At 37.0% G+C, this 13,860-nt stretch carries 10 protein-coding genes; 7 read left to right on the forward strand and 3 right to left on the reverse strand.

The window, feature by feature from the left end; all coding sequences use genetic code 11:
- The first annotated feature begins 3 nt into the window (after window positions 1–3).
- Complete coding sequence (locus tag DHU68_RS09855; protein WP_108822816.1) at window positions 4–486, forward strand: GAF domain-containing protein; 483 nt, start codon at window positions 4–6, stop codon at window positions 484–486.
- Window positions 487–489: 3 nt separating this feature from the next.
- Here DHU68_RS09855 and DHU68_RS09860 read toward each other — a convergent pair whose 3' ends face one another.
- Window positions 490–2,316, reverse strand: a complete 1,827-nt coding sequence (locus tag DHU68_RS09860; RefSeq protein ID WP_185117505.1) for an SLC13 family permease — start codon at window positions 2,314–2,316, stop codon at window positions 490–492.
- Window positions 2,317–2,577: 261 nt separating this feature from the next.
- On the opposite strand from DHU68_RS09860, the gene DHU68_RS09865 reads away from it, so the two are divergent.
- The 6 genes from DHU68_RS09865 (at window position 2,578) to DHU68_RS09890 (ending at window position 11,775) form a co-directional block, all read left to right on the forward strand.
- Window positions 2,578–4,953, forward strand: a complete 2,376-nt coding sequence (locus DHU68_RS09865) for an alpha-L-rhamnosidase N-terminal domain-containing protein (protein ID WP_108822818.1) — start codon at window positions 2,578–2,580, stop codon at window positions 4,951–4,953.
- 162 nt (window positions 4,954–5,115) lie between these two features.
- The gene (locus tag DHU68_RS09870; RefSeq protein WP_108822819.1) at window positions 5,116–5,670 is read left to right on the forward strand and encodes a nucleotide exchange factor GrpE; all 555 of its coding nucleotides are present in this window, start codon (window positions 5,116–5,118) and stop codon (window positions 5,668–5,670) included.
- A 17-nt stretch (window positions 5,671–5,687) separates the two neighbouring features.
- Window positions 5,688–6,827, forward strand: a complete 1,140-nt coding sequence (dnaJ, locus tag DHU68_RS09875) for a molecular chaperone DnaJ (protein WP_108822820.1) — start codon at window positions 5,688–5,690, stop codon at window positions 6,825–6,827.
- A 103-nt stretch (window positions 6,828–6,930) separates the two neighbouring features.
- Window positions 6,931–8,025, forward strand: a complete 1,095-nt coding sequence (locus DHU68_RS09880; RefSeq protein WP_108822821.1) for a Nif3-like dinuclear metal center hexameric protein — start codon at window positions 6,931–6,933, stop codon at window positions 8,023–8,025.
- Window positions 8,026–8,141: 116 nt separating this feature from the next.
- On the forward strand, window positions 8,142–8,900 hold the full coding sequence (locus DHU68_RS09885; protein WP_108822822.1) for a zinc ribbon domain-containing protein: 759 nt from the start codon (window positions 8,142–8,144) through the stop codon (window positions 8,898–8,900).
- Between the two features lie 331 nt (window positions 8,901–9,231).
- The gene (locus DHU68_RS09890; RefSeq protein WP_108822823.1) at window positions 9,232–11,775 is read left to right on the forward strand and encodes an adenosylcobalamin-dependent ribonucleoside-diphosphate reductase; all 2,544 of its coding nucleotides are present in this window, start codon (window positions 9,232–9,234) and stop codon (window positions 11,773–11,775) included.
- A gap of 406 nt (window positions 11,776–12,181) precedes the next feature.
- Here the strand turns inward: DHU68_RS09890 and DHU68_RS09895 are convergent, their stop codons facing one another.
- Entirely contained in the window at window positions 12,182–12,658 is a 477-nt protein-coding gene (locus DHU68_RS09895) for a macro domain-containing protein (protein ID WP_108822824.1), read from the reverse strand.
- Between the two features lie 57 nt (window positions 12,659–12,715).
- Entirely contained in the window at window positions 12,716–13,855 is a 1,140-nt protein-coding gene (gene lpxB, locus DHU68_RS09900; RefSeq protein ID WP_108822825.1) for a lipid-A-disaccharide synthase, read from the reverse strand.
- Window positions 13,856–13,860: the final 5 nt, after the last annotated feature.

Genomic DNA, 13,860 nt, shown 5'->3' on the forward strand with positions numbered 1-13,860 from the left:
ACTATGTCTCATTCACTTCTTGTAGAACATCGTTTATCGAAAGAAGATAAATATAAATCATTGATACCTCAGCTAGAATCCCTTGTGTCAGGGGAGGAGGATACTATTGCTAACTATGCTAATATATCAGCAGCATTAAAAATGGTCTTCAACTTTTTCTGGGTAGGGTTTTATATTGTCAAAAAAGAAGAACTTGTGTTAGGTCCTTTTCAAGGAACCATTGCCTGTACTCGTATTAAGTATGGAAAGGGTGTTTGTGGTACTGCATGGAAAGAAAAACGGATCGTGATTGTCGAAGATGTTAATCTGTTCCCGGGACATATAGCTTGTGATACAGCATCGCAATCAGAGATTGTATTACCTCTTTTTTATAAAGATGAAGTGATCGCTGTCTTAGATATAGACAGTGAGCATCTAAATCACTTTGATGAAATAGATGCTCAATATTTATCTAAAATAGTAAAACTTCTTGAACCTGTATTTTAATCCTTAGAATGGGAATAATAGAGGGAGTGCAATAATCATTACAATTCCCATAATAATTTGTAGAGGCAAGCCTACCTTTATATAATCCATAAAACTATAACGTCCGGCACTCATCACCAACGCATTTGGAGGTGTTGAGAATGGTGAAGCAAAACACATTCCTGCGGCTACTGCTACAGCGAATAAGAAAGGATAAGGACTTACACTCATCCCTATTGCGGCTTTTAATGCGATCGGGGTGAATAATACCGCAGTTGCTGTATTGCTTAGGAACATTGTTAGTAATGATGTACAGAAATAAACACCGGCAAGAAGAGCATATGGTCCCATATCTCCCAATTGATCAACTAATCCTCCTGAGATCAATGTATCTACTCCCGTATTTTGAAAAGCAGTAGCCATTGGAAGCATTGCTCCAATAAGAACGACACTTTCCCAGTTGATACTGCTATATGCCTCTTCTACATTTCTAAGGCATCCTGTAATAACCATTAATACGGCAGCTATCATGATTGCAATTACAGATGGCACAATTTCAAAAACCATTGCAATTACCATCAATATCATAACTGCTGCAGCTATTGGGGCTTTTTGATCCAACGTGACTTTAGCTGCTTCTTTCAGAGGTTGTCCTACAAGTACTAGATCGTCTTGTCTGTCATCCAAGTTTGCTAAGTCTTTCCATGTACCTTGTATTAATAGAGCGTCAGCCGAGTGAAGTTTGGTGTCGGTGAAGTCATGCATTTGGTATTCTTTTTGTCTCTTAATACCTAACACATTTACATTGTACTCTTCCCTAAAACGAATTTCAGAAATAGTTCTGTTGATTAGTTTCGAATTTGGCATGACAAAGATTTCTGCAATTCCAGATTCTTGGAAGTCTGAAAAATGCTTGTCTGTTGTTTCTATGTGTAATTTATTTTCAGCCGTAAAGAGTTCTATGTTTTCTTTTTCGCCTTGACAATAGAGTATATCATCTTTCTTTATAATTGATTTAGGACCGGCTACTTCTTCTGTAAAGTTTTTTGTAAAACGGGAATTGCCTACTTTCCTTACTATTTTGATGATACTTACTCCATATAGTGTAGCAATCTGAAGGTCTGCCAAGCTTTTGTTTATCAAAGGAGATGACCCTTCTTTAACTTCTATTTTATAAGACTGATGTGATAGATTATATTCCTCCGCTAATTCTTTAAGCGTTTTGCCTTTTTGCTTAGTACTTGAAGAACCGTCTTTCTTCGAGACTAGCATCTTACTTAGAAAAAATAGCACAACTATACCTACAGACAAAGCGATAAAGCCTATAGGAGCAAATGAAAAGAAAGACAAAGCTCCATATCCCGCCTCAATCAGTGCATTGTTGATAACTAGATTGGGAGGTGTACTTATCAGAGTAAACATTCCCATGCTACTCGCAAAGGCCAATGGCATCAAGTATCGCCGTGAATCTATATTAGCACTAGCTGCCATACTTACGATGATAGGCATCATAACAGCAACAGTTCCCGTATTGCTCACAAATGCACCTATGGACGCAGTAACTAGCATAACTGCAATGAATAATTTATTTTCATTTCCGCCTGCAGCTTGTATTATTTTACTGCTAATCATTTTCGCCAATCCTGTACGGAAGATTCCCGCCCCAACGACAAACAGACCTATCATCATGATCACGACTGAATTTGAAAACCCAGCCAAAGCTTCTGCTGGCGTTAAAATACCAAAAAGGGCTAAGGCCAACAAGGCACATACAGCTACAAGATCAGATCGAACTTTGCCTTTCATAAAGAAGAAGGCCGCGACTATCAATACAGTAAGCGTAATGTTGATAGGAGTTAATAGTGATGAAAAGTCCATATATAAGATGTATTATGAATAATCTCGTTGCAAATTTTATTATACAAATATACAAAATAGAGTGCTTCTAAAAGCAGAATCTAAGAACTTGAACAATGAAAAAAAGCTAAAAGTTCACTCCTTGCAGCTAAAATTATAAGTTAATTAAAAATCTATGTTTTTAATATAATTTTATTGGCTATATTTGTTTTTAGTATAAAGCCCAATTACTCATTTCTTTAATTTCTAATCACTATGAATAAATACGCATGTCAACTGTTAGTTGCATTTTTGGTCTCGTTTATGGGAATCGTGAATGCACAGGATATTAATCCGGAATTATTCAAGCGCCATTGGAATGCACAATGGATTACTTGTCCGGATATTCCTCTGAAAGATTATGGAGTTTTTAATTTTAGAAAAAAGATAACATTAGCTACCGCTCCAGATAGTTTTGTTATACATATTTCGGCTGATAACAGATACCGACTGTTTGTGAATGGACAGTCAGTGTGTTTTGGTCCTGCTAGGGGAGATATAGCAAATTGGTACTTTGAGACAATTGATATTGCTCCATATCTCAAGACCGGAGATAATATAATTGCTGCCTCAGTATGGAATATGGGCGTTCATGCCCCGGTTGCTCAGATATCTAACCAAACTGCATTCGTGATTCAAGGAAATACAGATAAAGAACATGTAATTAATACAAATAGTTCTTGGAAAGTAATTCAAAACAAAGCATACACCCCATGTTCTACTGATAATGGCGCACGCCTCAGAGCTTACATGGTGGTAGGTCCTGGCGATAAAATTGACGGATCTGTATATCCTTGGGGTTGGGAAACCTTAGAATATGATGATAGCGCATGGCTTAAACCTAATAGTTTTACGGCACCGACTCCATATGGCGCAGGGACCGATAACCTCTGGAATCTTACTCCTCGTAATATTCCGTTGATGGAAGAAAGCATGCAAAGAATGAAAACCATCCGCAAAGCTGAAGGAGTAAAAGTAACAAATGCTATGCTCGAAGGTAAGTCTCCGTTGACTATTCCGGCAAATAAGACAGTAAGCATTCTGATCGATCAAGAACATAATACAACAGCATATCCTTATATATCGGTATCCGGAGGAAAAGGTGCCTCTGTAAAAATGAGTTATACTGAAGCTTTGTTAGATCAAAAAATGCAGAAAGGGAATCGAAACGAGGTCGAAGGTCGTTCTGTTATAGGCAATTATGATATCTTCCTGCCTGATGGAGAAAATGATAGAATGTTTAGCACATTATGGCTTCGTACATACAGATATGTACAGTTAGATATAACTACTAAAGACGAACCCCTGATTATTGAAGATCTATACGGCCTCTATACAGGCTACCCTTTTGAGCAAAAAGCCGCATTTAAGTCTGATGACAAATCTCTGAAAGAAATATGGGATGTAGGTTGGCGTACAGCTCGATTATGTGCCGGTGAAACTTATTACGATTGTCCGTATTATGAACAATTGCAATATCCGGGAGACACACGTATTCAAGCCTTGATATCGTTGTATGTAACAGGTGACGATCGCCTGATGCGTAAAGCTATCCTGGACTTTTATAATTCAGTAGTACCGGAAGGATTAACACAAGGGCGCTATCCGAGTAGCCGTTTTCAGGTAATTCCACCATATGCCTTGTGTTGGATATCGATGATTTACGATTATTGGATGTATAGACAAGATGATCAATTTGTACGTCAGTTCTTACCTGCAATTAACAACGTCCTTTCATGGTACGAAGATAAGATAGATAAAGATAAAGGGATGTTAGGCCCGATGAGATGGTGGAACTTTGTTGATTATACAGATGGCTTCCCTGGAGGAGTTCCTCATGGAGCTACAGATGGGAATTCTACAGTAATCAGTATGCAATTAGCCTATACTTTGACCCAAGCGTCTAAACTATATGAGTACTTTGATAAAGCTTGTGAAGCTGAAAAGTATAAACTTATGTGTGACGAAATCAACAAAGCCACCTATAATTTGTGTTTTGACAAAGCTAAAAATGCAATGGCCGATACTCCCGAAAAGAAAACATATAGCCAGCATTCAAGTATCTTGGCTCTTCTTAGTGGAGCAATACCTGAAAGTCAACATCAAAGTGTAATGAAAACAGTTGTTGATGATTCATCATTGATTCCTGTAACTTTCTATTTCCGTTTCTATTTAACTCAAGCTCTTAAGAAAGCCGGATTAGGTGATATGTATTATCCTTCACTTCAGTATTGGAGAGATATGATAAACATAGGCTTGACTACCTTTGCAGAAAAGCCTGAACCAGCCCGCTCTGATTGTCATGCATGGAGTGCGAGCCCGCTGTATGATTACTTTGCTATTATTTGTGGTATTACCCCAAGCAGCCCGAATTTCAAAAACGTTAGTATAGAACCATCACTAGGAGATTTGAAGAATGTGGAAGCCTCAATGCCTCACCCCGATGGAGAGATAAAGGTAAAACTTGAAAGAATTGGCAAAAATGGAATTAAGGCAGAGATTTCTTTGCCGGAAAGAGTATCTGGAGAATTTAAATGGAATGGAAAGATAAATTCATTAAAGGGAGGAAAGCAAAATCTGACTGTTGAATAAGACATTTCTGTTCTTAAAAAATACGATGCTTGCCAAAATTGCAGTAATTTTGGCAAGCATTTTGTTGTATATGTAAAGCTTAATGGCAAATAATGGAGTAAAGCGAATGTAACTCTTCAGTATTGCTATTTAATCAACTGTAAATAAGAAAAATACTACAATATGGAAAAAGAAAATATGGAGAATAGCTTTGATAAAGAAGAGCTGTTAGATTCTACAGATATGACAAATGATCAGTCTCCCGAAGTGGATAACACAGAGGCAAGTGACAATGTGACTGACTGGGAAGCTAAATATAATGAGTTGAATGATTCATATTTGCGTCTGAATGCTGAATTTGATAACTATCGTAAAAGAACCCTGAAGGAAAAAGCAGACTTGCTTAAATCTGGAAGCGAAAGGGTATTAGTTGATATTATTGCAGTAGTGGACGATTTTGAAAGAGCATTAGACAATATTTCAAAAACAGAAGATATAGATGCAGTAAAAGAAGGTATTGATCTTATATACACTAAGTTTGTGAATTTCTTAACTAAACATGGTGTAACTGAGATAGAAACTATCGGTCAACCTTTCGATACAGACAAGCACGAAGCTGTTACAACTATTCCTGCTCAAAGCGAAGAAGATAAGGATAAAATTGTAGACAGCATTCAGAAAGGATATATGCTTGGAGATAAGGTTATACGTTATCCTAAAGTAATTGTTGCAAAATAAATAAGGGAAGATAATAGATGTCAACTAAGCGAGATTACTATGAAGTGCTGGAGGTAACAAAAACAGCAACTTACGAAGAAATAAAGAAGGCTTATCGTAAAAAAGCAATCCAGTATCACCCGGATAAGAATCCTGGAGACAAAGAGGCTGAGGAAAAATTCAAGGAGGCAGCGGAAGCTTACGAGATATTGAGTGACGAGCAGAAGCGTGCAAAATACGACAGATATGGACATACTGCACCCGGTGGCTTTGGAGGAAGTGCTGGAGGTTTCTCAATGGATGATATATTTTCTCAATTCGGCGATATCTTTGGCGGACACTTTGGTGGTGGATTTGGCGGCTTTGGCGGACAGAGAGGTCCTCGCACTAATAGAGGATCCGATCTACGGGTAAAGGTTAAAATGACTCTCAAAGACATTGCATCAGGAGTAGAAAAGAAAATTAAAGTCAATAAGTTTGTTGCTTGTTCTCACTGTAAAGGAACTGGAGCAGATAACGGCACAGCTTATGAGACTTGTTCTACTTGCAAAGGCTCTGGAGTTGTTACTCGCGTAGTGAACACTATTTTAGGACAAATGCAGTCTCAATCAACTTGTCCTACATGTAACGGAGAAGGCAAGACGATTACTAAAAAATGTTCTCATTGCTCAGGCGAAGGTATTGTTCGTGAAGAAGAGGTGATAACAATTAATATCCCTGCCGGAGTAGCAGAAGGCATGCAGTTGTCGATGAGCGGAAAAGGAAATGCAGCACGTCATGGAGGCATAAATGGAGATTTACTTATCCTCATTGAAGAAGAACCACACCCAGAACTATTCAGAGATGATAATGACGTTGTTTATAATCTATTGTTAAGCGTTTCAACTGCGGCTCTGGGCGGAAGCGTAGTAGTTCCTACTATCGATGGGAAAGCAAAAGTAACAATAGAACCAGGCACTCAGCCCGGCAAAGTTCTGAGATTAAAGAACAAAGGGTTACCAAGTATAAATCGTTATGGAACAGGGGATCTACTCGTAAACATAAGTGTTTATATTCCAGAAAGCTTGAGTGATAGTGAAAAAGAAACTCTGACTGGTTTAGAAAATTCACCGAACTTCCAACCAAGTAAATCTGTAAAAGACAAAATATTCGCTCATTTTAGAAAAATGTTCGATTAATATAAATGAAGCAGTCTTGAATGGCTGCTTTTTTTTATTTTATCACTTCTCTATTTCTTTATTATATTTTATCTTTGAGTAGAATAAGATATTACTTAGCGCTATGAAAATAAAAGAAATTTTACATACCATAGAACAGATTGCTCCGATTTCTTTGCAGGAAAGCTTTGATAATAGCGGAGTCCAGATTGGAGACGTTTATCAAGAGGCAAAAGGAGCTATTGTCTGCATTGACGTAACCGAAGCTGTTGTTGATGAAGCAATAAGTTTGGGGTGCAATCTAATTATATCCCACCACCCTTTAGCTTTCCGCAGTTTTAAATCCTTAACGGGAAAAAACTATGTGGAGCGTTGTATGATCAAAGCATGTAAACATGACATTGTAGTATATGCAGCTCATACGAATCTGGATAATGCATCGGAAGGCATAAATCAATACCTTGCAAAGAAGTTGAATTTACAACATGTAAGAATTCTTGATCCGCAGAAGAATAAATTGCTTAAATTAGTAGTCTTTGTTCCGCATTCTCATGTAGATCTAGTCCGAAATGCCTTATTTAATGCTGGCGCAGGAAATATTGGAAATTATGATTCATGTAGTTACAATCTCCGAGGAGAAGGAACTTTCAGAGCTCAGCAAAATACAAACCCTTTTGTGGGTGAAAAAGGCGAATTACATTACGAGCCGGAAACTCGTATCGAAGTCATAGTCCCTTCTTACAAACAATCGGAAATAGAGCGAGCCTTACTTGCAGTTCATCCATACGAAGAGCCGGCATATGATTTTTATGCTTTGGAAAATGCCTGGAAACAAGCTGGGAGCGGAATTGTGGGTACACTGCCGGAAGAAATGGATGAAGAAGATTTCTTGTATCTGTTGAAAGATACTTTTAATCTTAAAATGATACAACATTCAACTGTCAGAGGTGCAATAATTCGAGATGTGGCTATATGTAGCGGAAGCGGAGCCTTTCTCATTCCTAAAGCAATATCTTACGGAGCAGATGTTTTTGTTACAGGAGAGGCGAAGTATAATGATTATTACGATGTGGAGGATAAGTTATTGCTCGCAGTTGTAGGGCATTATGAATCTGAAATTTTCACAAAAAATATATTCTTTGATATTATTTCAGAAAAATATCCTAACTTTGCGGTATATATGTCAGGATTTGACGTAAATCCTGTAAACTATTTGTAATCAGGTAGTGATCTACTCCTACCCATTACAAAAGATGTAGTAAGAAGATATTTTACATATCGGATTACTGCATTTTTTTATATGAATTATTAAAAACAATATAAATATTGATTCTTATGGCAAGAAAACAACAAGAAGAAAAAGAAGTTGCAGTAGAAGATAAATTACGTACGCTTTATCATTTGCAACAAAAGCTATCTGAAATAGATGAGATCAAAACTCTCCGTGGCGAACTACCTTTAGAAGTAGCAGACTTAGAAGATGAAATTATTGGTCTTGATACTCGTATAAAAAAGTACGAAGCTGAACTGAAAGAAACTGAAGTCGCTATTTCCAATCAAAAACAAAAAGCAAAAGATAGTGCTCTTAAGATAGAAAAATACAAAGAGCAACTTGATAATGTAAGAAATAACCGTGAATTCGACCACTTAAGTAAAGAAATTGAATTTGAAACTTTAGAGATCGAATTATCCGAGAAAAAAGTTAAAGAGTTTACAATAGAGTCAAAAGCTCTAGCTGAAGAAATTCAGAAAAGTAAGGCTTTTATTGGAGAGCGAAAAGAAGATCTAGCTCAAAAGAAAGAAGAGCTGGACAGCATTGTTTCTGAAACTAAGCAGCAAGAAGAACAACTTCGTGAAGAAGTGAAGACTATTGAAGCAGACGTTGAACCTCGTTTATTAACCGCTTTCAAACGTATTCGTAAAAGTGCGCGCAATGGATTGGCTGTTGTAATGATTGAGCGCGGTGCTTGTGGAGGTTGCTTTAATAAAATACCACCGCAAAAACAAATGGATATTAAGATCGGTAAAAAAATTATTGTTTGCGAATATTGTGGACGTGTAATGATCGATCCAGAACTGGTAGGAGCCGAATAATTCGACAGAAAATATTTCTAAATAATAGTAATCAGAGAGATACTTTAATGGTATTTCTCTGATTATTTTTTTGCTTTATCCGCCCCATATCGTTAACTATTTGATTATCCAAAAGTTGATAGTAAAAATCAAAATGGAAAACTTTTTTACATTTCAAAAAACACAAACACCTAGAGATCAGCAATCTAATTTTCAAAATGGAAAACTTTTTATTTTGTTAATAAATATTTGTTGTAAAATTTGGCGCATTGTATCATATTCCGTAACATTGCAAAAGAGAACCAAAATACACTCTTTACTGTTGTAAAGTATCAAAAAATAATATTAATAAATGGCACAAAAAGTATACACTTTTGATGAGGCATTTAATGCCGCATTAGAGTACTTCAACGGAGATGAGCTGGCTGCGAAAGTGTGGGTAAATAAGTACGCACTTAAAGATGCTATGGGGAATATATACGAACATTCTCCCGAAGACATGCACTGGCGTTTAGCAAATGAGATTGGGCGTATAGAAGCCAAGTATAAAAATGGATTGACGAGCAAGGAACTTTATGACCTGTTCGATCATTTCAAATATATTGTACCACAAGGCAGCCCGATGACAGGTATAGGAAATAATTTTCAAATAGCCTCTCTATCAAACTGTTTTGTAATAGGTCTTGATGGACCTTCTGACTCCTATGGGGCAATTATTCGTGTTGACGAAGAGCAGGTTCAATTAATGAAGCGCCGTGGAGGTGTTGGACATGACTTGTCTCATATTCGTCCAAAAGGATCACCTGTTAAGAACTCAGCATTGACCTCTACAGGATTAGTACCTTTTATGGAACGTTACTCTGATTCTACTCGCGAAGTAGCTCAGGATGGCCGTCGTGGAGCCTTAATGCTGAGTGTATCAATCAAGCATCCGGATTCTGAATCGTTTATCGATGCAAAAATGGAAGAAGGGAAAGTAACAGGGGCAAACGTATCTGTTAGAATAGATGATGCTTTTATGGAAGCTGTGGTAAACGAAACTCAATATACACAACAATATCCTATAGACTCAAAGAAACCTACAACAGTAAAAGACATTAATGCGGGTGAGCTTTGGGAAAAAATTGTTCACAATGCATGGCGTTCTGCTGAACCGGGAGTGCTATTCTGGGATACTATTATCAGAGAGTCTGTGCCTGACTGTTATGCTGATCTTGGGTTCAAAACAATATCTACTAACCCTTGTGGCGAAATACCATTGTGCCCTTATGATAGTTGCCGTCTGTTAGCTATTAATTTATACTCTTATGTAGTTAATCCATTCAAAGAAGATGCTTATTTTGATTTTGAGTTATTCAAAAAACATGTAGCATTGGCTCAACGCATTATGGATGACATTATTGATCTTGAAACAGAAAAGATTGATAAGATACTAGAAAAGATCAACGCTGACCCGGAAACAGAAGAAGTAAAATGGCCGGAAAGACATCTTTGGGAAAAAATCCGCACAAAAACACTTCAAGGTCGTCGTACAGGTGTAGGCATCACAGCCGAAGGTGATATGATTGCAGCTATGGGACTCCGTTATGGCTCTGAAGATGCAACAGCATTTGCAGAAGAAGTTCACCGTACACTAGCTTTAGCAGCGTATCGCTCGTCGGTAGAATTAGCAAAAGAGCGTGGTGCTTTTGAAATATTTGACATAAATAGAGAAAAAAATAATCCATTTATCAACCGTTTAGCGAAAGAAGATCCTGAGTTATATAAAGAGATGGAAAAATACGGTCGTCGTAATATCGCATGCTTAACAGTTGCCCCTACTGGAACTACTAGCTTGATGACACAGTCTACATCGGGTATTGAACCAGTGTTCTTGCCTGTTTACAAACGTCGCCGTAAGGTAAATCCTAACGACAAGGAAGTACGTGTAGACTTTATTGACGAGAACGGTGATTCATGGGAGGAATATGTTGTGTTCCATCATAAGTTTGTCACTTGGATGGAAAGTAAAGGTTATCCGACAGCAAAAAAATATACAAACGAAGAAATCGATGCATTAGTAGCAGAGTCTCCGTATTATAAAGCCACATCTAACGATGTTGACTGGATGGAGAAAGTAAGAATGCAAGGGCGTATCCAAAAGTGGGTTGACCACTCTATCAGCGTGACAATTAACCTTCCATCTGATGCTTCTGAAGACTTAGTAAACAAGCTTTACGTAGAAGCATGGAAGAGCGGATGTAAGGGCTGTACTGTATATCGCGATGGTTCGCGTGCAGGTGTGCTTATTGCCAACGATGACAAGAAGAAAGATGAAGACTGTGGCGAATGCTACGAACGTCCTGAGATCTTATTAGAACGTCCTCGCGAACTAGATGCTGATGTTATCAAATTCCAGAATAATAAAGAAAAATGGATCGCTTTCATTGGTCTGCACAATGGTCGTCCGTACGAAATATTTACGGGTTTGGCCGATGATGAAGAAGGATTGATGCTTCCGAAGAATACAAATCACGGAAAGATCATCAAAACCCTGAACGATGAAGGTCAACGTTCATATGACTTCCAATTCAAAAATAAGAGAGGCTACAAAACAACAATTGAAGGTCTGAATGGCAAATTCGACCCAGAGTTCTGGAACTATGCTAAACTTATATCCGGAGTGTTGCGCTATGGTATGCCTATCGATCAGGTTGTAAAACTAGTTCAAGGCTTAGAATTGAATAGTGAAACAATCAATACTTGGAAGAACGGGGTAGAAAGGGCCTTGAAGAAATATCTTCCATCTGACACAGAGGCTAAAGGTCAAAAATGTCCGGTTTGTAATTTAGAAACATTAGTTTACCAAGAAGGATGTATGAAATGTACAAACTGCGGCGCATCAAAATGCGGGTAATCCAAAGAGAACTAGACCTAAATAAGCTCTATAGTATATAAAACAAAATATATTATTTATTGAACAGTAGTAAGATTAATCTTGCTACTGTTTATTTTTTATAAATTATGATTTCCACATCATATTGAAGGAAGATCTTTTTAGAAGCACCCATATAACAAGACCAATACAGTCTTTTGGGTTGTAAAATCCGAAAGGAACTTTGACGTGGATATAAAGGAGTAAATCCTTTATATTCAACTACAACAGACAAGAGTATAAATACTGATTAGTGTTTGCCACTAACAGACAAAAAAAACATCCCTTTATTCCTCGATATCGAAGATTAAGAGACAGTCTGATAAAATCGTGACCTTTTCTGCTTATAATTTAAACTTTACCACAATACACAACCGATCTCAATTTATTATAAATCATAAATATAGACATCTATATCATTTTTTAACAGTGTATTCTTTATTATAGGTTCTATTTTCTCCCATTTACCTCCAGCTAAACCACAACCAATACGAGGCATATGAACACTAGCTTCTACCTTTGTAGCTTCTTCGGCTAGTTTCTCTAAGCAACTTTCTACAGCTTCGTAACGAATAGGAACTCCTGCACTTCGTCCAACCTTAATACCTCTTTGTGCAATCATATTAGCCACATATATGTGTCTCTCGACAAGAACTAATTGCACCTCACCTAACCTAAAGTCATTTTCAACTCTGTCTACATACCATTCTCTATAAGCTTTTTCAGGTTCTTTCCATCGTTTTGATATAGCAAGTACAAAACCTTTCCCCCACCCTCCAATATCGTTACAAATATGAGCTATGATTTTATTACCCAATACTTGAGGTGCTGTAGCATCTCCTTTTAGATATATTATTTCTTTCATCTGATATTCAACACATTTCTAATATATCAATAAGAATTTATTATTTCATCCTTTGTTTTATCTAGATGATAATTTTTCTATAATAACATTTGCCGCTCGATCAGAAGCTCCGGAATCACCCAATATATCAATAATACGGTCATATTCTGAAAGCATATTATTCTTATACTCCTCATCATATAGAAGCTTATTTACTTCTTCTTTTATATTTTCTACAGAAAAGAATTTAGCAAACAACTCCTGTACAACCGTTTTGTCTGCAATAAGGTTTACTAAAGAAATATATTTGGTATGTAGAATATTCTTAAAAGCCCAATAAACTATCCTCGGTATTGGCGTTTTGTAACAAACTACCTGAGGAATACAGAACAAGGCTGTTTCCAATGTTGCCGTTCCAGATGTTACTAAAGCTGCATCAGCATATTTAAGGAGACGATAAGTCTGCCCAAAAACAATTTTACAGTTACTATCTCCCATGTATTTTTGATAATACTCTAGCTCTAATGCCGGAGCACCAGCTACAATCGGTTGATAGTCGGGAAAATCTTTTACTACATCTAACATCGCAGGAAGATTATCTTTTATTTCCTGCCGACGGCTACCTGCCAACAATGCTATAATGGGTTTATTTTCCAACTCATTATCATTTACAAAAGTCTCTTTTGTATCTTCTTTATGTTGTTCTTCAAAGTTAGCAACAGCATCAACTACGGGGTTACCCACATAGTCAATCTTATAATTATGTTTTTTGTAAAAATCAACCTCGAATGGTAAGATTGATAGCATTACATCTACATACTTCTTGAAAGATTTCACTCTATATTCTTTCCACGCCCACACTTTTGGTGAAATATAATAATAGACCGGAATATCAGTATGCGTTTTGATATATTTTGCGACCTTCAGATTGAATCCAGGATAATCGATAAGTATAAGAACATCAGGTTGAAATTTAATGATTTCTTCCTGACACATTTTCATATTGCGAAGAATTGTTTTCAGGTTCAACAATACAGGAATAAATCCCATAAAGGCCATTTCTCTATAATGTTTTACCAATCTCCCCCCTTGTGCCTGCATTAAATCTCCCCCCAAGAAGCAAAATTCTGCATATGCATCTTGTTTTTTCAATGCAGCCATCAGATTCGATCCATGCAAATCACCTGAGGCTTCTCCTGCAACTAGAAAATATTTCATATTTA

It is taken from the genome of Dysgonomonas sp. Marseille-P4361, from assembly GCF_900343125.1.
Lineage (GTDB): Bacteria > Bacteroidota > Bacteroidia > Bacteroidales > Dysgonomonadaceae > Dysgonomonas.

Excerpts from the sequence above, each read along its gene's own strand:
- DHU68_RS09855 (WP_108822816.1), top strand. The coding sequence starts at position 4 with ATGTCTCATTCACTTCTTGTAGAACATCGTTTATCGAAAGAAGATAAA.
- DHU68_RS09865 (WP_108822818.1), top strand. The coding sequence starts at position 2,578 with ATGAATAAATACGCATGTCAACTGTTAGTTGCATTTTTGGTCTCGTTT.
- DHU68_RS09870 (WP_108822819.1), top strand. The coding sequence starts at position 5,116 with ATGGAAAAAGAAAATATGGAGAATAGCTTTGATAAAGAAGAGCTGTTA.
- dnaJ (WP_108822820.1), top strand. The coding sequence starts at position 5,688 with ATGTCAACTAAGCGAGATTACTATGAAGTGCTGGAGGTAACAAAAACA.
- DHU68_RS09880 (WP_108822821.1), top strand. The coding sequence starts at position 6,931 with ATGAAAATAAAAGAAATTTTACATACCATAGAACAGATTGCTCCGATT.
- DHU68_RS09885 (WP_108822822.1), top strand. The coding sequence starts at position 8,142 with ATGGCAAGAAAACAACAAGAAGAAAAAGAAGTTGCAGTAGAAGATAAA.
- DHU68_RS09890 (WP_108822823.1), top strand. The coding sequence starts at position 9,232 with ATGGCACAAAAAGTATACACTTTTGATGAGGCATTTAATGCCGCATTA.
- DHU68_RS09895 (WP_108822824.1), bottom strand. The coding sequence starts at position 12,658 with ATGAAAGAAATAATATATCTAAAAGGAGATGCTACAGCACCTCAAGTA.
- lpxB (WP_108822825.1), bottom strand. The coding sequence starts at position 13,855 with ATGAAATATTTTCTAGTTGCAGGAGAAGCCTCAGGTGATTTGCATGGA.